Source organism: Hydrogenophaga sp. R2, from assembly GCF_049843595.1.
Classification (GTDB): domain Bacteria; phylum Pseudomonadota; class Gammaproteobacteria; order Burkholderiales; family Burkholderiaceae_C; genus Hydrogenophaga.
In genome coordinates, this window is record NZ_JBBHZN010000003.1 from 103,132 (window position 1) to 120,801 (window position 17,670).

Genomic DNA, 17,670 nt, shown 5'->3' on the forward strand with positions numbered 1-17,670 from the left:
CCGGCCCGGGCTGCGGCCACAATGCCCCTGCGGGCCGGCCGGCGGTCCGAGGGGAGTGCGCCATGTTCGAGATGCTGATCCAAGCCCGCGAGGCCGATCTGGGCCACGGCCTGAAGGTGCGGCGGGTGCTGCCCTATGCGAAGCGCCGCATGGTCGGCCCCTTCATCTTCTGGGACCATGCCGGTCCGGTGACCCTGCCCGCCGAGCAGACCCGGGCGGCCGATGTGCGACCGCACCCCCACATCGGCCTGTCCACCGTGAGCTACCTGCTCAGCGGCAGCATGACCCACCGCGACAGCCTGGGCACGCAGCAGCTCATCCGCCCCGGCGACGTGAACTGGATGACCGCCGGGCGCGGCATCAGCCACAGCGAACGCTTCAGCCACCCGGACTCGTTTGCCGGCAGCGGCCTGGAGCTGATGCAGAGCTGGGTGGCGCTGCCGGCCGAGCACGAAGAGACCGCACCGGCCTTTGCCCACACCCCGCAGCACGCCCTGCCCGCCTGGGACGAGGACGGCGTGTGGATGCGCCTGGTGGCCGGCGAGGCCTTCGGCCAGCGCAGCCCGGTGGCCACGCTCTCGCCCCTGTTCTACCTGCACGCCGAATGCCGCGCGGGCGCCCGGCTGCGCCTGCCGGGGCAGCATGCCGAGCAGGCGGTGTATGTGGCCCGCGGCAGCCTGAGCTTCGGTGGCCAGGCGGTGTTGCCGGGTCAGCTGCTGGTGTTCGGGCAGGACACCGACATCGACCTGAGCGCCCCGGAGCCGGCCACCGTGTTCCTGTTCGGCGGCGAACCGCTGGGGCCGCGCCACATCTTCTGGAACTTCGTGTCGTCGCGGCCCGAGCGCATCGAGCAGGCCAAGGCCGACTGGAAGGCCGGGCGCTTCGCCCTGCCCCCCGACGACGACCGCGAGTGGATTCCGCTGCCCTGAGCGGTGGGCTCAGAGGCCCAGTTCGGTCAGACCCGGGTGGTCCGCCGGGCGGGGGCCCGGCAGCCAGCGGAACAGGCGCTCGGCCTCGGTGATGGGTCGGTCGTTGATGCTGGCGTGGCGCTGCTCCATGTAGCCCAGCGGATTGAACTGCCAGTTCTCGTTGCCATGCGAGCGGAACCACTGACCGGAGTCATCGTGCCACTCGTAGACGAAGCGCACCGCGATGCGCGCGCCCTCGAAGGCCCACAGCTCCTTGATCAGCCGGTAGTCCAGCTCGCGCGCCCACTTGCGCACCAGGAAGGCATGCACCTGGTCGCGCCCCACCGGGAACTCCGCGCGGTTGCGCCAGCGCGTGTCCTCGGTGTAGACCTTCACCACCCGGTCGGGGTCGCGGGTGTTCCAGGCGTCCTCGGCCATGCGCACCTTCTGTGCGGCGGTCTCGGCCGTGAACGGCGGCAGCGGCGGGCGCGGGTCCATGGGCCGTGTGCCGATCAGTACTGCTTGTACGGCAGGAACTTGCCGGACAGCACCACGTTCACGCGGTCGCCTTTGGGGTCGGCCTGGCGCTCGATGTCCATGCTGAAGTCGATCGCGCTCATGATGCCGTCGCCGAACTCCTCGTGGATGAGTTCCTTGATGGTGGTGCCGTAGACGCTGACGATCTCGTACCAGCGGTAGATCAGCGGGTCGGTGGGCACCGGGGTGGGCAGCGAACCCTTGTAGGGCACGACCTGCAGCCACTTCTGCTCCTCAGTGGTCAGCCCGAAGATCTTGCCCACCACCTTGGCCTGCTCGGGCGTGGCGGTCATCTGGCCAAGGCACAGCGCCGTGGTCCATTCCTTGGACTGCCCGACCTTCTTGGCCACGCCGGCCCAGGTCAGGCCCTTGGCCACTTTGGTGCTGATGATTTTTTCGGTGACGTCCAGACGGTTCATGGTGTTGCCTCGTTGTGGTGAAGAAAGAAAAGAGAGAGAAAAAAGAAAAGCAAAGGATCAGCCGGATTCAAAAAGCGCCGGCAAGCCACCCCCCAGCCGCGGGGCACCGCGGAACCGGCTTCGCCGGGCCGCTGGTGCCGTCCCCCCCGTGGGGGGAAGCCGCGCAGCGGCGCAGGGGGGCTCAATGAGCCTTGGCGCGACTGACCAGAAAGTCCACGATGTGGTTGCGCAGCGGGTAGTAGCCCTCCAGGTGGTGGAGCTGGCTGCGGGTGCGGCTGCGGGGCAGCGGATTGACCACCACCTCGGCCAGGCCGCCGGGCACGTAGCCGGCGGGTGTGTCCTGCCCGTTGGTCATGAGCAGGATGCGGTCGGCCAGGAGGATGGCCTCGTCCACGTCGTGGGTGATCATGAAGACGGTCTGCTGGGTGTCGCGCACGATGCCCATCAGCTCGTCCTGGATGGTGCCCCGGGTGAGCGCGTCCAGCGCGCCGAAGGGCTCGTCGAGCAGCAGCATCTTGGGCTGGATGGCGAACGCCCGGGCAATGCCCACGCGCTGCTTCATGCCGCCCGAGAGCTGGCTGGGCTTCTTGTCGATGGCATGGCTCAGGCCCACCAGCGCAACGAACTTCTCCACATGCGCGTCCAGGTCGGTGCGGGCCATGTCGGGCCAGCGTGACTTGACGGCAAAGGCGATGTTCTGCCGCACGGTGAGCCAGGGCATGAGGGCATGGCCCTGGAACACCACGCCACGCTCCAGGCTGGGGCCGGCGATCTCGCGGCCGTCCATGAAGGCGTGGCCGCTGCTGGCGGTGTCCAGACCGGCCAGCACATTCAGGATGGTGGTCTTGCCGCAGCCGCTGTGGCCGATGATGCAGACGAACTCGCCCCGGTCGATGCCGAAGGACACGTCGGCGAACACCGGCTTGTCGGCCTGGTAGGCCTTGGCCAGCTGCTCGACCTTGAGGAAACCGCTCATCTTGGGATCTTTCGGAAGGACCGAGACGGGCTCGGCGGACAGGGTCTGGATGACGACCTCGCGGTCGCTGGATTCACTCCACATAGGTCACCACCTTCTGCGCCTGGGCAAACATCAGGTCGAGCAGCATGCCCACCACGCCGATGACCAGCACCGCAAAGATCACGTTGGTCAGCGACAGGTTGTTCCACTCGTTCCACACGAAGTAGCCGATGCCGGTGCCGCCGACCAGCATCTCGGCGGCCACGATCACCAGCCAGGCAATGCCCATGCTGATGCGCATGCCGGTGAGGATGGTCGGGGCCGCGGCCGGCAGGATCACCTGGAAGGCCTTGCGGATCGGGTTGACCTCCAGCGTGGCGGCCACGTTGAGCCAGTCGCGCTTGACCGAGGCCACGCCGAAGGCGGTGTTGATCAGCATCGGCCAGATGGAGCAGATGAAGATCACGAAGATGCCGCTCACGTCCGAATCTTTCAGGGTGTAGAGCGCCAGGGGCATCCAGGCCAGCGGGCTGATGGGCTTGAGCACCTGCACGAAGGGGTTGAAGGCCTTCTGCATGAGCGGCGACATGCCGATCAGGAAACCCAGCGGAATGGCCACGGCCATGGCCAGCAGGAAGCCCAGCGCCACCCGACCCAGCGAATGCGCGAGCTGGATGCCGATGCCCTTGTCGTTGGGGCCCTTGTCGTAGAACGGGTCCGACAGGTGTTCCCAGCTGGCCTTGGCCACTTCCAGCGGCGGCGGGAAGCCGCTGGCCTTGGCCGCGCCCGGGTCCTTGCCCATCATCTTCGCGTACTCGATCTCTTCGGCCGTCATGCCGGTGGAGGCCCCGCCGATGGAGGGGCCGGTGGTGCCGAGCTGCCAGGCGCCCAGGAAGAGCACCAGCAGCAGCAGCGACACCAGCGCAGCGCGCCATTGCAATCCGAGAGTTTTCATGGTCAGACCTTCCGGATGGCAAAGCTCTTGAGGTAGTCCGCCGGCTTGGCCGGGTCGAACACCTTGCCCATGATGGTGTGCTTCTCGTAGGACGGGCCGGCCTTGAAGTCCTGGCCCAGTTCCTTCATGTACTTGCGGGCATCGGTGATCAGGAACACCTTCTCGGCAATCGCCTTGTAGTCCACGTCACCCTTGATGTAGCCCCAGCGCTGCATCTGGGTGAGCATCCACACCGCCATGCTCTGCCACGGCATCGGGTCGAAGTCGGCGCGCTCGGGCACGTTCTGGATCTTGCCCAGGCCGTCGGCGAAACGGCCGGTGAGGACCTGGTTGAGCACCGCCTCGGGCTGGTTGAGGTACTGGCTGGGGGCGATCACCTTGGCGATCAGCTCGCGGTTCTTGGGCTGGCGCGCCATGGCCGCCGCGGTCAGCACCGAGCGGTACAGCGCGGCAAAGGTGTTGGGGTTCTTCTGGATGAACTCGGTGCTGGTGCCGAAGGCGCAGCAGGGGTGGCCGTTCCAGAGGTCCTTGGTCAGCACGTGGATGAAGCCGACCTCGTCGAACACGGCACGCTGGTTGAACGGGTCCGGGCCCAGGAAGCCGTCGATGTTGCCGGCCCGCAGGTTGGCCACCATCTCGGCCGGCGGCACCACACGGATCTGCACGTCGGTGTCCGGGTTGATGCCGTTCTCGGCCAGGTAGTACCGCAGCAGGAAGTTGTGCATCGAGTAATCGAACGGCACCGCGAACTTGAAGCCCTTCCAGTTCTTGGGATCGCGGTTGTCCTTGTGCTTCAGGGACAGCGTGATGGCCTGGCCATTGATGTTCTGGATGGTGGCCACGTTCATGGGCGTGGCGTTGCTGCCCAGACCCAGCGAGATGGCCAGCGGCATGGGAGAGAGGAAGTGCGAGGCGTCGTACTCCTTGTTGATCATCTTGTCGCGCACCAGGGCCCAGCCGGCGGTCTTGGTCACTTCCACATTCAGGCCCTGCTTGCTGTAGAAGCCCAGCGGGTGGGCCATGATCAGCGGCGTGGCGCAGGTGATGGGAATGAAGCCGACCTTGAGGTTGGTCTTCTCCAGCGAGCCCTTCTCCTGGGCCATGGCCTGCAGGCTGGCCACCGGCACCACGCTGGCAATGGCGGCCATGGCCGTGCCCTTGCCCACCGCGCGCAGGAAACGGCGGCGCTGCTCGTCGTGCGGGAAGATGGCCTTGACCAGCGTGGCCTCGATGAACTCGTTGCTGTAGGCCTCGAACTCGGCCGTCTCGCTGCGTTCGCGCAGGGTCTTCGCGGCCTGGTCGGACGCGCGCTGCACGGCTTCTTCTGCCTGGTGCTCGGCCACCGTGTGGTCACGGCCGCAGCTGCACTTGAGCATCAGGGGACGGTCGGCGTTGTACGGGTCAAAGAATTCGGACATGGCGCACCTCGTGGGTTGATGGACGAGGTGCCCCTTGCAAGCAACGGGCCAGATACCCGTGGGGAGCATGCCAGCCGGCGTTCAGGCATGCAGATCGCAGGTGGCAGCACCACCCGCTGTAGGGCTGGCCCTACAAATCAGCGCGTGGCGCCATGGCGCTGGGCGTACAGCGCCAGTTCCACATCGTTCTTGGTGCCGGTCTTCTCCAGGATGCGGGCGCGGTAGGTGCTCACGGTGTTGGCCGCCAGGCCGAGCTGCGCACCAATTTCGCTCACGGTGCGCCCCTGGGTGAGCAGCCGGTAGACCTGGTACTCGCGGTGCGACAGGGCTTCCGGCCCAGCCTGCGCGCCGCCCTGGCCCACCGCAGCGGCCAGCGCCTCGGCCGTGGCCTGCGACAGGAACACGCCACCCCCGGCGGCCTTGCGCACGGCCATCAGCATGTCGTCGGGGTCGGCGCTCTTGTTCAGGTAGCCGCAGGCGCCCAGCTTGATGCAGCGCACCGCGTACTGGCGTTCGGGGTAGGTGCTGAGCATGAGCACCGGCAGGGTCGGGTATTCGCGCTTGAGGGTCTGCAGCACGTCCATGCCGTCCAGGCCAGGCATGGCGATGTCCAGCATGACCAGGTGCAGGCCCTCGGGGCCGCCCAGGGCGCGCACCTGCTCCAGCACCTCGGGACCGGTCTGGGCCTCGGCCACCACCTGCACGTCCGGCGCCTCGGCCAGGATCTGCTTGAGACCCTCGCGCACGATGCGGTGGTCGTCGCCAATGAGCACCCGGATGGTGTCGGTCAACAGATCGAACTGCGTGTTCACGCCGTGGCTCCTGCCGGGAGCTGCACCGTCAGGCACATGCGCGTGCCCTGTCCTGGTGCGCTCTGGATGTCGATGACGCCACCGAAGTGGCGTGCCCGTTCGCGCATGCCCATGATCCCGTAGGCGTCCGGCGCCTCGAAAGCCTGGGGCAATGCGCCCACGCCATTGTCATGGACGCTCAGGCGCAGCACGCCCCCGCGCACGACGGCCTGCACCACCAGCCGATCGGCGCGGGAGTGGCGGCCCACATTGCTGAGCACTTCCTGGAAGATGCGGAACACCGCCATGGCCAGCGGCTCCGGGGGTTCGGGCCACGGGCCATCGGGCTCGGCCTGCATGCACCACTCCAGTGCCATCTCGGCGCTCTGCACGAATTCCTGGGCCTGCCACTCCAGCGCCGCCCACAGGCCCTGGTGGTCCAGGATGCTGGGGCGCAGGTCGGTGATGATGCGCCCGACGTTGTCCACCGCGTTCTCGATCAGCCGGCTCATGTTCTGGCACTTGCAGCGCATGCGCTGGCGCATGTCCTGGGCCTGTTCGGGTGGACGGGCCTCCTGCTCGGACAGGCGCTTGTCCATCCAGTTGACGTCCATCTTGAGCGCCACCAGCAGGCTGCCCAGCTCGTCGTGCACCTCGCGCGCGATGCGGGTGCGCTCCTCCTCGCGCACGGTTTCGGACCACGCCGCCAGTTCGCGCACCTGGTGCAGCGCGGTCTCCAGTTCGTGCGTGCGTTCGCGCACCCGGGCCTCCAGCTCGCTCTTGGCCCGCTGCAGCGCATCGGCGGCCCGCTTGCGCTCGGTGATGTCCACGAAGGTCACGACCGCGCCCACCACCTGCCCGGCGTCGATGATGGGATGGCTGCTGTACTCCACCGGAAAGCACGAGCCGTCGCGGCGCCAGAACACCTCGCTGTCGATGCGGCAGGGCAGCCCCTGGCGGAAGGCATTGAAGATGGGGCAGTCCTCCACCGGGTAGGCTGCGCCGTCGGCGTGCGAATGGTGGGTGAGGTCGTGCATGTTGCTGCCCAGCAGCTCGGCCGCCTCGAACCCGATCATGCGGGCGCCGGCCGGGTTGATGAACACGCACAGGCCGTCCAGGTCCACACCGAAGACGCCCTCGCCGGTGGAGTCCAGCATCAGGGCCAGGGGGTCGCGCCAGACCTGCTGTTCGGGGGCCAGGGTGGCCAGGGCTGACGGGGAAGACGCCGGTTGCATGCCGGGTCATAGCAATCGACGTGCCACCGCCGGCCGGCCCGTCTCGCGATCGGGTGACAATCGGGGCCAACACCCTGCCCCGTACCGAAGGCCACCATGCAACTGCTTGACCGACTCCTGCGCCAGCGCGAAACCCGGCGGCGCCGACTGCGGGTCCGGGCGTCACCCCACGGCATGCAGGCCGCCGGCCTGCTGCGCTCGCCGTCGGCCCTGGCCCAGCTCAGCGAGGACGACGCGGTCACGGTGGTGGCCTACATGCAGCTGCGGCGCTTCTCGCGCGGCGAGGCCATCGTGCGCGAGGGTGAGGACGCCAGCGGCGGCCAGGGCTTCATGGCCCTGGTGGTCGAAGGCGAGGTGACGGTGGAATCCCAGCTGATGCACCGCGCCCAGCCGCTCACCGTCAATGTGCTGGGGCCCGGCGAGGTGCTGGGCGAGATGGCGCTGCTCGATGGCGACGCCCGCTCGGCCAGCTGCACCGCCAGCACCGACGGCGTGCTGGCCGTGCTCAAGCGCGAATCGCTGCAGATGCTGATGGACGAAGAGCCGGTCACCGCCACGCGGCTGCTCGCCGCGGTGGGTTACCGGCTCAGTCTGCGCCTGCGCGAGCTGGAGGCCAAGTACAAGGTCTACGACAGCCTGGTGGCGTCGTTGCAGGCCGAGGTGGCCCGGCCTGCACGCCGCTGACCCGCTGACCCGCTGACCCGCTGACCGGCAGCCCGGTCAGGTGTTGGGCGCGGTCCTGGCGCTCCAGATCATGGTGATGGTCAGGATGCCCACCACCACGCCCAGCGACACCACCACCGGGATCTTGTAGATGTCGATCAGGACCATCTTGGTGCCGATGAACATCAGGATCACGGCCAGACCGTAGTTCAGCAGGTGGAACTTGCTGGCCACGGCCTGCAGCAGGAAGAACATGGCGCGCAGGCCCAAGATGGCGAACACGTTGCTGGTCAGCACGATGAACGGGTCCTGCGTGATGGCGAAGATGGCCGGGATCGAGTCGACGGCAAAGATCACGTCGGTCAGGCCCACCAGGCAGATCACCATGAACAGCGGGGTGGCGATGCGCTTGCCGTTCTCCAGGGTGAAGAACTTCTCGCCGTCAAAACCGCGGCTCACCGGGATCAGGCGGCGCAGCAGCTTGAGGGCCGGGTTGTCGTCCAGGCTCGGCTCCTTGCCGGCGGCCCACCACATCTTCACGCCGGTGAGGATCAGGAAGGCACCGAACACATACAGGATCCAGTGGAACTGCTGCAGCAGCCAGCCACCCACCAGGATCATGATGGTGCGCAGCACGATGGCACCGATGATGCCGATCATGAGCACCCGCTTCTGGTAGGCCGGCGGCACCGCGAAGTAGGTGAAGATCATCAGGAAGACAAAGATGTTGTCGACCGCCAGGCTCTTCTCGATCAGGTAGCCGGTGAGGAACTCCAGCGATTTCTCGTTGGCGATCTCGGTGGAGCCGGTGGTGTCCTTGATGGCCCACCAGAACAGGCCGTTGAACAGGAAGCTCAGGGCCACCCACACGATGGACCAGTTCAATGCCTCCTTGACGCCCACCTCGTGCGCGCCCTGCTTCTTGAGGACGACGAAGTCGACGAACAGTGCCGCCAGAACGAAGGCGACAAAAACGACCCACAGCCAGACTGGCGCGATGCTTTCCATAAAAACCTCGGATTTGGTGTTGACGAACACCCCAAGGTCTTGTCAGCAACCGGCGTGGAGCCGATTGGGCCGTTCCCGGCAGCGGTGAGGCTGCGGATTGACGAGAACTCCGCCCGCCGAGGGCCCGGCGTGGCGCCGGGTGGCAGGTGACTACTCCCCTTGAAGGGATGGCGGATTATGCCGGGTGACGAAATGCCCCCAGACCGCGACCGGGAATCCCCGGCACGGCGCGCAACCGCTCAGGCGCGGAAAGGGCCGCGCTGCAGCAGGCGCGGCGCCAGCGGCTGCACGCCCTGGCCGATGGCCTCGATGTGCTGCGGCGTGGTGCCGCAGCAGCCGCCCACGATGTTGACCAGCCCCTCGGCGGCGAACTCGCGCAGCAGCCGGCTGGTGACCTCGGGCGTCTCGTCGAAGCCGGTGTCGCTCATGGGGTTGGGCAGGCCGGCGTTGGGGTAGCAGCTGATGAAGGTGTCGCCCGCCACCTTGGCCAGCTCCTGGATGTAGGGCCGCATCAGCGTGGCGCCCAGGGCGCAGTTCAGGCCCACCGCCAGCGGCTGCATGTGGCGCACGCTGGCCCAGAAGGCGCTCACCGTCTGGCCGCTCAGGATGCGGCCGGAGGCGTCGGTGACGGTGCCGCTGATGATCAGGGGCAGGCGTTCGCCGCTCTGCTCGAAGAACTCGTCGATGGCGAACAGCGCCGCCTTGGCATTGAGCGTGTCGAAGATGGTTTCCACCAGCAGCACGTCGGCCCCGCCCTCCACCAGCGCCTGCACCTGCTCCAGGTAGGCGGCACGCAGCTGCTCGAAGGTGATGTTGCGGGCGCCGGCGTCGTTCACGTCCGGGCTGATGCTGGCGGTCTTGGGCGTGGGGCCCAGGGCGCCGGCCACGAAGCGCGGCTTGTCCGGGGTACTGAACTGGTCGCAGGCGGCGCGGGCCAGCCGGGCCGAGGCCAGGTTCATCTCGCGGGCCAGGCCGGCCATGTCGTAGTCCTCCTGGGCGACGGTGGTGGCGCCGAAGGTGTTGGTCTCGATCAGGTCGGCACCGGCGGCCAGATAGCCCTCGTGGATGTCCTGGATCACGTCCGGGCGGGTCAGGCTGAGCAGCTCGTTGTTGCCCTTGACGTCGCGGTGGAAGTCCTTGAAGCGCTCGCCCCGGTACTGCTCCTCGGTGAGCTTGAAGCGCTGGATCATGGTGCCCATGGCGCCGTCCAGGATGGCGATGCGCTGGCGCAGGATGCCCGGCAGGGCCTGGGCGCGGGTGTAGACGGGCAGACGTTCGGGGGCGTTCATGCCTCGATTGTAGGTAGGCCCCCTCGGCAGACCGGCAGGCGCCGCCGCGAAATCCCCGACAATCACCGCCCATGAAGCACCTCACCCCCACGCAGGCCTGGACCTGGCTGCAGGCCGAACGGCAGGCCCGCGAAGCCCGTGGCGAGGCCCCTCCGCTGTTCGTGGACGTGCGCATGGAGATCGAGTCGCTCTATGTGGGCCGCCCGCCCGGCGTCGAGAACATCCCCTGGTACGAATACCCCGACCTCACCCCCGATCCGGCGCGCTTTGCCCGCATGGTCGAGGACGAAGCCGGCGACAAGGCCCGCCCCATCCTGCTGATCTGCCGCAGCGGCAAGCGCACGCTGGATGCCGGCAAGGCCCTGGAAGCCGCCGGCTTCACCGACGTGAGCCATGTGGTCAACGGCTTCGAGGGCGAACTCAACGAGCACTTCAAGCGCTCCAGCGTGAACGGCTGGCGTTTTGAAGGCCTGCCGTGGGAACAGATGTAAGCCGATGCTGGACGCCATCGACGTCGCACCGGGCAGCGAAGTGCTGGAAGCCTCGCTGGCCGTGCTGCAGGAGGTGTTCGGCTTCGATGCCTTCCGGGGGCCGCAGGCCGACATCGTGAGCCATGTGGGCGCCGGCGGCGACGCCCTGGTGCTCATGCCCACCGGCGGCGGCAAGTCGCTGTGTTACCAGGTGCCGGCCATCGTGCGCCAGCAGGCCGGCTGCGGCCTGACGGTGGTGGTGTCCCCGCTGATCGCACTCATGCACGACCAGGTGGGCGCCCTGCTCGAAGCCGGCGTGGCCGCGGCCTTTCTCAACTCCAGCCTGAGCAGCGAAGACGCGCAGCGCATCGAGAAGCAGATGCTGCGCGGCGAACTCACGCTGCTGTATGCCGCGCCCGAGCGCCTGACCACGCCACGTTTCCTGGCCCTGCTCGATTCCCTGCACGAACGCGGCGCACTCGCCCTGTTCGCCATCGACGAAGCCCACTGCGTGAGCCAGTGGGGCCACGACTTCCGGCCCGAGTACCGCGAGCTCTCGGTGCTGCCCGAGCGTTTTGCCGGCGTGCCGCGCGTGGCCCTCACCGCCACCGCCGACGACCTGACGCGCGCCGACATCATCGAGCGGCTGCAGCTGCAGCAGGCGCGCACCTTCATCAGCAGCTTCGACCGGCCCAACATCCGCTACCTGGTGGTGGAAAAGAAGGACGCCACCGCGCAGCTGCTGCGCTTCATCCGCGACGAGCACACCGGCCCGGGCGGCACGGACGCCGGCATCGTGTACTGCCAGTCGCGCCGGCGGGTGGAAGAGGTGGCCACGCTGCTGAGCGATGCAGGCCTCCATGCCCTGCCCTACCACGCCGGCCTGGACGCCGCCGTGCGCCAGCACCACCAGGACCGCTTCCTGCGCGAGGACGGCGTGATCATGGTGGCCACCATCGCCTTCGGCATGGGCATCGACAAGCCCGACGTGCGCTTCGTGGCCCACCTGGACATGCCCAAGAACATCGAGGGCTACTACCAGGAGACCGGCCGCGCCGGGCGCGACGGCGAAGCCGCCAACGCCTGGATGGCCTACGGCCTGCAGGACGTGGTCAACCAGCGCCGCATGATCGACGAAAGCCCTGCGGCCGATGCCTTCAAGCAGGTGCTGCGCGGCAAGCTCGACGCCCTGCTGGCCCTGGCCGAGGCCGCCGACTGCCGGCGGGTGCGGCTGCTGGCCTACTTCGGCGAACACAGCCAGCCCTGCGGCAACTGCGACAACTGTCTGAACCCGCCCGCCCTGTTCGATGCCACCGAGCCGGCGCGCAAGCTGCTCTCGTGCATCTACCGGGTGCAGCAGGCCACCGGCCACGGCTTCGGCGCCGGCCACATCATGGACATCCTGCGGGGCAAGGCCACCGAGAAGGTGCTGCAGAACGGCCACCAGTCGCTCAGCACCTTCGGCATCGGCGCCGACTGGAGCGAGACGCAGTGGCGCGCCCTGGTGCGCCAGCTGATCGCCCGCGAGGCCCTGCGGGTGGAGGACGCGCCCTACAACACCCTGCACCTGGCCGATGGCGCGCGCGCCATCCTCAAGGGCGAAAGCACGGTGCAGCTGCGCCAGCTCGCCGACAAGGCCCCTGGCGGCCGCAGCCGGCGTGCCGCCCGCACCGAGGCCGACCACAACGGCCAGCCGCTCTCGCTGGCCGAGCGCGACTGCCTGGACGCCCTGCGGGCCTGGCGCGCCGAGGTGGCCCGCGCCCACAACCTGCCGGCCTACGTGATCTTTCACGACAGCACCCTGCGCGAGATCGCGGTGCGCCGGCCCCGCGAACCGTCCGATCTGGACGGCATTGCCGGCCTGGGCGTCAAAAAGCGCGAAGCCTACGGTGCCGAGGTGCTGCGGGTGGTGAGTGCTTTTGCGTAAGCCCTCAAGTTTTCGCCGGCCCGGTCGAGAACCTAGGTCTGACAGCCCTTACCGTTCGTCGGCGGGGTGACCTGTGAAACCCGTCACGGCCTCAAGGGGCTGCCGTGGCGTGCCGATGTCATGGATACCAGGGGGATGTTCCCCTCGAATTCCCGACAGGAGAGCGGCATGTTTTTCAAGCTGCCTTGGTTCAAGAAAGCCGCAACCCCGACCTACCAGCACACCCAGCTGCTGGAAATGGATTTTCTGGTGGACGAGTTCCACGCCGTGCTGGCCGACATCGAAGACCCGCTGCGGGGGCGCATCCATGCCGCCCTCATGCTGGCGCAGCACCCCAAGGACCTGTGGTTCCTGCGCAGCAAGATCTTCAACCTGGTGTCCAAGCACCACTGCGAATCCGAAGCCAACCGCCGCATCGCCCGCCTGGACGAGAAGCTGCAGTTCTTCGTGGAACACCACCCCGACTACTCGCCGGAAGAGATTCCTTCCCGGCCCATGACGCTGCACTGAGCAGCCCCGCGCGGGTGCGACCGGTTCAGGCCATGAAGCCGAGCCGGCGCGACTCGCGCACCTCCGGCTTGATGCGGTGCTCCGCTTCGAGCTGGTCCATGAATGCCTCGGGCGCCAGCGCCTCGCCCAGGATCTCGGCCTGACGCTTCACGGCCGCAAAGTCCCCCGGACACAGCTGCTCCAGCCGCGCCAGCCGCTGCCGCAGGCTTTCGTCGAACCGGGCCGCATCGCCCGCCAGGGCCTCCACCACGAACATGGTCTCGCGCTGCACCGCCGTGAGCGGCCGGAAGCGGATCTTGAAGGTGAAGCGCCGCAATGCCGCCTGATCGATGCTGTCCATCAGGTTGGTGGTGCAGATGAAGATGCCGGCAAACCGCTCCATGCCCTGCAGCATCTCGTTGACCTCGGTCACCTCGTAGGTGCGCTGGGCGCCGCGCCGGTCCTGCAGGAAGCTGTCGGCCTCGTCCAGCAGCAGCACCGCGCGCTCGGCCTCGGCCTCGCGGAACATGGCGGCCATCTGCTGCTCGGTCTCGCCCACGAACTTGCTCACCAGATCGCTGGCGCGGCGGATCATGAGCGGACGGTCCAGCTGCTGGGCCATGTGCTCGGCCAGCGCCGTCTTGCCGGTGCCGGGCGCACCGTGGAAGCACAGGCAGCCGTGGCCGCGCACCTTGAGCGCCTCGATGATGCGGCCCACCGGATGGCGCGACTCCACATTGAGCATGTCCAGGCTGTACTGGGTCACCACCGGGCGCTGCGCCGGGTCGGGCTTGCGGCCCAGGGCGTGGTCGGCGTTGCGCAGCTGGCGCTCGATGAGTTCGTCCAGCGGCGGTGCGACCGAGCGGCGGCGACCGGCCGGCTTTGGCCCCTGGGCCAGCTGGGCGAAACGCACCGCGGTGCGGATCTGCGCCGGCGTGAGGCCCTTGCGCTCGGTCAGCCGGGCCACCAGGCCGTCGCTCACCGACACGCCCACGAGTGCGGTGCGCACCAGCTGTTCGCGCGCACCGGGCGGCGGGCTCTTGAGTTCGAGGTGGTAGGCAAAACGGCGGCGGAACGCCGGGTCGATCTGCTCGATGCGGTTGGTGACCCACAGGGTGGGCACGGCGTTCGATTCGAGCACCTGGTTCACCCAGGCCTTGCCGCTCACGCTGCCGGTGTGGGGCGCGCTCACATGCTCGGCCCGGGCCATGAGCTGGGCGGCCTCGCTGGAGATGGGCGGGAACACGTCTTCGACCTCGTCGAACAGCAGGGCCGAATGCGCCATGCCCTTGAGGAACACCTGCGCGATCTGCAGGGAGCGGTAGCGGTCGCGGCCCGACAGCGCATTGCCGTCGCGGTCGGCGTACTCCACCTCGAACAGCTCCAGCCCGGCGGCCTGGGCCACCACCCGGGCCAGCTCGGTCTTGCCGGTGCCCGGCGGGCCGTACAGCAACACATTGATGCCGGCTTCCTTGCGGGCCACCGCCTCGCGCAGCAGGCCGCACAGCAGGCGCACGTCCTCGCCCACATAGGCGAAGTCGCGCTCGGTCAGCGACGAACGTGCGGCCGGGCGGGTGAAGACCGCCATCAGCTCGCTCTCGGAACGGTACTCGCGCATCAGCACCGGCGGCAGCTTCTCGCTGACCTTCATCAGGTCGGCCAGGTCGGTGATGTTGTGCTCGGAGATCAGGTTCTCCACCATGCCGATGCGCTCCAGCCGCGAGCCGGCGCGCAGCGCCTCGCCGACCTCGCTGGCCTTCACGCCGGCCACCTCGGCAATGGCGGCATAGGCCTCGGGCGCGTTGTTGACCTTGAACTCCACCAGGATGGAGCGCAGGTCGCGCTGGTAGCGGGCCAGGGTGCCGTAGAGCAGCAGGGCGCGTTCGGCGCGGTTGAGCTGCAGCAGGGCCGCCAGCGCATCGATGTTCTTCTCGACCAGGGTGCTCTGCTTCTTCAGGGCCTGGCCCAGCCAGTCGCCGGTGACCGAGAGCACCGACAGCAGGTCCTTGGGCGACTCCTTGGCGTATTCGTCGAGGTAGAAGAACAGCGTGCCCTCTTCATAGGGGCCACGCCACACGCCGTAACGCTCCATGAAGGCGGTGGTGGCCAGGGCATCGTGGCCCAGCCACAGCTCGTTGTCCTTGCAGCGCCGCTGCAGGAACTCGCGCAGACGAGACAGCACGGTGTGCGGCCAGACCAGGTGGCGGCCGGCCAGCGACAGCAGGGTGTTGAGGTCGCGCCGCACATTGAAGCGCGGACCTTGCCGTGCCGCCAGGGTCAGCACGAAATGCGAACACATGAGGTCGAGCACCGGCGCCTGGCGCAGGCCCGGCGGCACGAAGACGCGGCCGTCGGCACGCGCTTCGGCGGCACAGCCCAGCCGGCTCTCCCGGGCATCGGGGAGCGATCGGCCGGATACGGGCAGCGGCGACGGACGTCGGCTCATCGTTGCACCTCCTGGGCGGGCTACCGGTGGGCAGGCAAGGCCTGCTGGCGCAATGACCATAACCCAGCTTCATGCCGGATGGAAGTGCATGATGGCCGCCATGGCGGGGGCTTTTCAGGGCGGCGGACGGCACAATGGCCCGATGCTCGCACTCCATGACATCGAAGCCGCCGCCACGCGCCTGGCCGGCCAGCTCCTCGACACGCCCTGTGTCGAGTCACGCACCCTGTCGCAGCTGGTGGGCTGCCAGGTGTTCCTCAAGTTCGAGAACCTGCAGTACACCGCGTCCTTCAAGGAGCGTGGCGCCTGCAACAAGCTCAGCCAGCTAGGGCCCGAAGAACGCGCGCGCGGCGTGGTGGCCATGAGCGCGGGCAACCATGCCCAGGGCGTGGCCTACCACGCCCAGCGCCTGGGCATACGGGCCGTCATCGTCATGCCGCGCTTCACGCCGGGGGTGAAGGTGGAACGCACCCGGGGCTTCGGTGCCGAGGTGGTGCTGCACGGCGACACGCTGGACGAATCGCGGGCCCATGCGCGCGAACTGGCGACCAACCAGGGCCTGGTGTTCGTGCACCCCTACGACGACCCGGCCATCGTGGCCGGCCAGGGCACCATCGCGCTGGAGATGCTGCGCGCCCAGCCTGACCTGGACACCCTGGTGATCGCCGTGGGCGGCGGCGGGCTGATAGGGGGCATGGCGGTGGCGGCCAAGGCGCTCAAGCCGGGCATCCGGGTGGTCGGCGTGCAGACCGAGCGCTTTCCGGCCATGGTCAATGCCATGTGCGGCACCCACCATGCCCAGGGCAGCAGCACCATCGCCGAGGGCATTGCCGTAGGTTCGCCGGGCGAGCTCAACCAGGCGCTGGCCCGCCGCCATGTGGACGACTGGCTGCTGGTGGACGAAGGCGACATCGAGCAGGCCATCGTCATGCTGCTGGAGATCGAGAAGACGCTGGTGGAGGGCGCCGGCGCCGCCGGGCTGGCCGCGCTGATCCGGCACCGAGGTCGCTTCGATGGCCAGCGGGTGGGCCTGGTGCTGTGCGGCGGCAACATCGACCCATTGCTGCTGGCCTCGATCATCGAGCGCGGCATGGTGCGGGCCGGACGGCTGGCGCGCATTGCCGTCAATGCCCGGGATGTGCCGGGCAACCTGGCCCGCATCACGGCACTCGTGGCCGAAGCGGGCGCCAACATCGACGAGGTACACCACCAGCGGGCCTTCACGCTGCTGGCGGCCCAGAACGTGGAGATCGAGCTGGTGCTGCAGACCCGCGGTCACGAGCATGTGGAGGCGGTGCTGCAGCGGCTGCGCGACGCCGGCTTCCAGGCCCGCCACGTCTGAACCCTGTATCCCCGAAAGCCCCGACCATGACCGACCGCCCCGCCCCCACCCCGGCCGACCTGCAGGCCGCCCTGGCCGAGCTGTTTGCCCCTTGGGTGCAGGCGCTCGGCCTGCGGGTCGAGGCCACCCCCGAGACCGGCGTGGTGGTCGCCCGGCTGCCCCTGAGCGACCAGCTCACCCGGGAGGGCGGCACCCTGTGCGGCCAGGCCATGATGTCGGCCGCCGACACCGTGATGGTGCTGGCCCTGATCCACCACTTCGGGCAGTTCCGGCCCTGCACCACGGTGCAGCAGTCCAGCAGTTTCCTGCGCCCGCTCTCGGGACAGGACCTGCTGATCGAGGCCCGGGTGCTGCGCGCCGGCAGGTCGCTGGCCTTCGGCGAGGTGGACCTGCGGGGAGCCGACGACGGTCGCAGTGTCTGCCGCGTTTCCAGCACCTGCGCGCTGCTGTGAACTCCTGGCGCCGGCCATCCTCTAAAATCGCATCAGTTCGTTCATATTCACGGAGCATTGCCGCCATGTCGCACCACGATCACCACACCCCCGCCGATCAGCCCCAGGACCTGGTGGAATCGATCGTCCCCCACATGCCCATCGTGCTGCCGGTGGCCGGCGCGGTCCTGATGTTCCTGCTGGCCTTCATCGCCGTCTTCATGGCCTGACCGCACAGCGCTCACATCCGCCAGGCCGGATCTCGCAAGGGGTCCGGCCTTTTCTTTCGCCAGCCTGTCCGCAACGGTCTGGATACCGCATCACGTTATGCGGGCTTTGCATGTAACCCGTCGGTAACCTGACGGGTGCTTGCCTAAAATAACG

18 protein-coding genes are annotated in these 17,670 nt (G+C 68.2%); 8 read left to right on the plus strand and 10 right to left on the minus strand.

Annotation, left to right across the window (positions count from 1 at the left end; translation table 11 throughout):
* Positions 1-62 precede the first annotated feature (62 nt).
* Positions 63-929 carry a pirin family protein gene (locus tag WD026_RS11810; RefSeq protein WP_425723855.1) on the plus strand — a complete coding sequence of 289 codons (867 nt, stop codon included), beginning with the start codon at positions 63-65 and terminating at the stop codon, positions 927-929.
* Between the two features lie 9 nt (positions 930-938).
* On the opposite strand, the gene WD026_RS11815 is transcribed toward WD026_RS11810, so the two are convergent.
* The 7 genes from WD026_RS11815 to WD026_RS11845 form a co-directional block, all read right to left on the minus strand.
* On the minus strand, positions 939-1,406 hold the full coding sequence (locus WD026_RS11815; RefSeq protein WP_425723856.1) for a DUF1348 family protein: 468 nt from the start codon (positions 1,404-1,406) through the stop codon (positions 939-941).
* Between the two features lie 14 nt (positions 1,407-1,420).
* Entirely contained in the window at positions 1,421-1,864 is a 444-nt protein-coding gene (gene cynS, locus WD026_RS11820; RefSeq protein WP_425723857.1) for a cyanase, read from the minus strand.
* A 181-nt stretch (positions 1,865-2,045) separates the two neighbouring features.
* Positions 2,046-2,924 (minus strand): ABC transporter ATP-binding protein, encoded by an 879-nt coding sequence (locus WD026_RS11825; protein WP_425723858.1) that lies wholly within the window; start codon positions 2,922-2,924, stop codon positions 2,046-2,048.
* Positions 2,914-3,777, minus strand: coding sequence for a nitrate ABC transporter permease (ntrB, locus tag WD026_RS11830; protein WP_425723859.1), 864 nt, complete (start codon positions 3,775-3,777; stop codon positions 2,914-2,916). Before ntrB ends, WD026_RS11825 begins: the two co-directional genes overlap by 11 nt.
* Positions 3,778-3,779: 2 nt before the next feature.
* On the minus strand, positions 3,780-5,195 hold the full coding sequence (locus WD026_RS11835) for a CmpA/NrtA family ABC transporter substrate-binding protein (RefSeq protein WP_425723860.1): 1,416 nt from the start codon (positions 5,193-5,195) through the stop codon (positions 3,780-3,782).
* Positions 5,196-5,332: 137 nt separating this feature from the next.
* Complete coding sequence (locus WD026_RS11840) at positions 5,333-5,986, minus strand: response regulator transcription factor (protein WP_425724168.1); 654 nt, start codon at positions 5,984-5,986, stop codon at positions 5,333-5,335.
* Between the two features lie 17 nt (positions 5,987-6,003).
* Positions 6,004-7,221: a PAS domain S-box protein gene (locus WD026_RS11845; RefSeq protein WP_425723861.1), complete on the minus strand. Its 1,218-nt coding sequence runs from the start codon at positions 7,219-7,221 to the stop codon at positions 6,004-6,006.
* Between the two features lie 96 nt (positions 7,222-7,317).
* Here WD026_RS11845 and WD026_RS11850 point away from each other — a divergent pair, with 96 nt between their 5' ends.
* Positions 7,318-7,905 carry a cyclic nucleotide-binding domain-containing protein gene (locus WD026_RS11850; protein WP_425723862.1) on the plus strand — a complete coding sequence of 196 codons (588 nt, stop codon included), beginning with the start codon at positions 7,318-7,320 and terminating at the stop codon, positions 7,903-7,905.
* A 36-nt stretch (positions 7,906-7,941) separates the two neighbouring features.
* On the opposite strand, the gene WD026_RS11855 is transcribed toward WD026_RS11850, so the two are convergent.
* Positions 7,942-8,892, minus strand: a complete 951-nt coding sequence (locus WD026_RS11855; protein ID WP_425723863.1) for a TerC family protein — start codon at positions 8,890-8,892, stop codon at positions 7,942-7,944.
* Positions 8,893-9,131: 239 nt separating this feature from the next.
* Entirely contained in the window at positions 9,132-10,181 is a 1,050-nt protein-coding gene (locus WD026_RS11860) for a homocysteine S-methyltransferase family protein (protein ID WP_425723864.1), read from the minus strand.
* A gap of 71 nt (positions 10,182-10,252) precedes the next feature.
* Here WD026_RS11860 and WD026_RS11865 point away from each other — a divergent pair, with 71 nt between their 5' ends.
* The 3 genes from WD026_RS11865 to WD026_RS11875 all read left to right on the plus strand — a co-directional run bounded on the left by WD026_RS11865 (position 10,253) and on the right by WD026_RS11875 (position 13,088).
* The gene (locus tag WD026_RS11865) at positions 10,253-10,672 is read left to right on the plus strand and encodes a rhodanese-like domain-containing protein (protein WP_425723865.1); all 420 of its coding nucleotides are present in this window, start codon (positions 10,253-10,255) and stop codon (positions 10,670-10,672) included.
* A 4-nt stretch (positions 10,673-10,676) separates the two neighbouring features.
* Positions 10,677-12,578, plus strand: a complete 1,902-nt coding sequence (gene recQ / locus WD026_RS11870) for a DNA helicase RecQ (RefSeq protein ID WP_425723866.1) — start codon at positions 10,677-10,679, stop codon at positions 12,576-12,578.
* Between the two features lie 168 nt (positions 12,579-12,746).
* The gene (locus WD026_RS11875; RefSeq protein WP_425723867.1) at positions 12,747-13,088 is read left to right on the plus strand and encodes a hypothetical protein; all 342 of its coding nucleotides are present in this window, start codon (positions 12,747-12,749) and stop codon (positions 13,086-13,088) included.
* A 25-nt stretch (positions 13,089-13,113) separates the two neighbouring features.
* Here the strand turns inward: WD026_RS11875 and WD026_RS11880 are convergent, their stop codons facing one another.
* Positions 13,114-15,513, minus strand: a complete 2,400-nt coding sequence (locus WD026_RS11880) for an ATP-binding protein (protein ID WP_425723868.1) — start codon at positions 15,511-15,513, stop codon at positions 13,114-13,116.
* A gap of 142 nt (positions 15,514-15,655) precedes the next feature.
* Between WD026_RS11880 and WD026_RS11885 the strand changes: the two genes are divergently transcribed.
* The 3 genes from WD026_RS11885 (at position 15,656) to WD026_RS11895 (ending at position 17,516) form a co-directional block, all read left to right on the plus strand.
* Entirely contained in the window at positions 15,656-16,855 is a 1,200-nt protein-coding gene (locus tag WD026_RS11885; protein WP_425723869.1) for a threonine ammonia-lyase, read from the plus strand.
* Positions 16,856-16,881: 26 nt separating this feature from the next.
* Positions 16,882-17,307 carry a PaaI family thioesterase gene (locus WD026_RS11890; protein ID WP_425723870.1) on the plus strand — a complete coding sequence of 142 codons (426 nt, stop codon included), beginning with the start codon at positions 16,882-16,884 and terminating at the stop codon, positions 17,305-17,307.
* 65 nt (positions 17,308-17,372) lie between these two features.
* Positions 17,373-17,516, plus strand: coding sequence for a hypothetical protein (locus WD026_RS11895; RefSeq protein WP_179188548.1), 144 nt, complete (start codon positions 17,373-17,375; stop codon positions 17,514-17,516).
* The last annotated feature ends 154 nt before the right edge of the window (positions 17,517-17,670 follow it).

Coding starts and splice junctions, on each gene's coding strand:
- WD026_RS11835 (WP_425723860.1), bottom strand. CDS start 5,195: ATGTCCGAATTCTTTGACCCGTACAACGCCGACCGTCCCCTGATGCTC.
- WD026_RS11855 (WP_425723863.1), bottom strand. CDS start 8,892: ATGGAAAGCATCGCGCCAGTCTGGCTGTGGGTCGTTTTTGTCGCCTTC.
- WD026_RS11810 (WP_425723855.1), top strand. CDS start 63: ATGTTCGAGATGCTGATCCAAGCCCGCGAGGCCGATCTGGGCCACGGC.
- WD026_RS11845 (WP_425723861.1), bottom strand. CDS start 7,221: ATGCAACCGGCGTCTTCCCCGTCAGCCCTGGCCACCCTGGCCCCCGAA.
- WD026_RS11885 (WP_425723869.1), top strand. CDS start 15,656: ATGCTCGCACTCCATGACATCGAAGCCGCCGCCACGCGCCTGGCCGGC.
- WD026_RS11865 (WP_425723865.1), top strand. CDS start 10,253: ATGAAGCACCTCACCCCCACGCAGGCCTGGACCTGGCTGCAGGCCGAA.
- WD026_RS11880 (WP_425723868.1), bottom strand. CDS start 15,513: ATGAGCCGACGTCCGTCGCCGCTGCCCGTATCCGGCCGATCGCTCCCC.
- WD026_RS11860 (WP_425723864.1), bottom strand. CDS start 10,181: ATGAACGCCCCCGAACGTCTGCCCGTCTACACCCGCGCCCAGGCCCTG.
- WD026_RS11825 (WP_425723858.1), bottom strand. CDS start 2,924: ATGTGGAGTGAATCCAGCGACCGCGAGGTCGTCATCCAGACCCTGTCC.
- WD026_RS11850 (WP_425723862.1), top strand. CDS start 7,318: ATGCAACTGCTTGACCGACTCCTGCGCCAGCGCGAAACCCGGCGGCGC.
- recQ (WP_425723866.1), top strand. CDS start 10,677: ATGCTGGACGCCATCGACGTCGCACCGGGCAGCGAAGTGCTGGAAGCC.
- WD026_RS11875 (WP_425723867.1), top strand. CDS start 12,747: ATGTTTTTCAAGCTGCCTTGGTTCAAGAAAGCCGCAACCCCGACCTAC.
- ntrB (WP_425723859.1), bottom strand. CDS start 3,777: ATGAAAACTCTCGGATTGCAATGGCGCGCTGCGCTGGTGTCGCTGCTG.
- WD026_RS11890 (WP_425723870.1), top strand. CDS start 16,882: ATGACCGACCGCCCCGCCCCCACCCCGGCCGACCTGCAGGCCGCCCTG.
- WD026_RS11895 (WP_179188548.1), top strand. CDS start 17,373: ATGTCGCACCACGATCACCACACCCCCGCCGATCAGCCCCAGGACCTG.
- WD026_RS11815 (WP_425723856.1), bottom strand. CDS start 1,406: ATGGACCCGCGCCCGCCGCTGCCGCCGTTCACGGCCGAGACCGCCGCA.
- cynS (WP_425723857.1), bottom strand. CDS start 1,864: ATGAACCGTCTGGACGTCACCGAAAAAATCATCAGCACCAAAGTGGCC.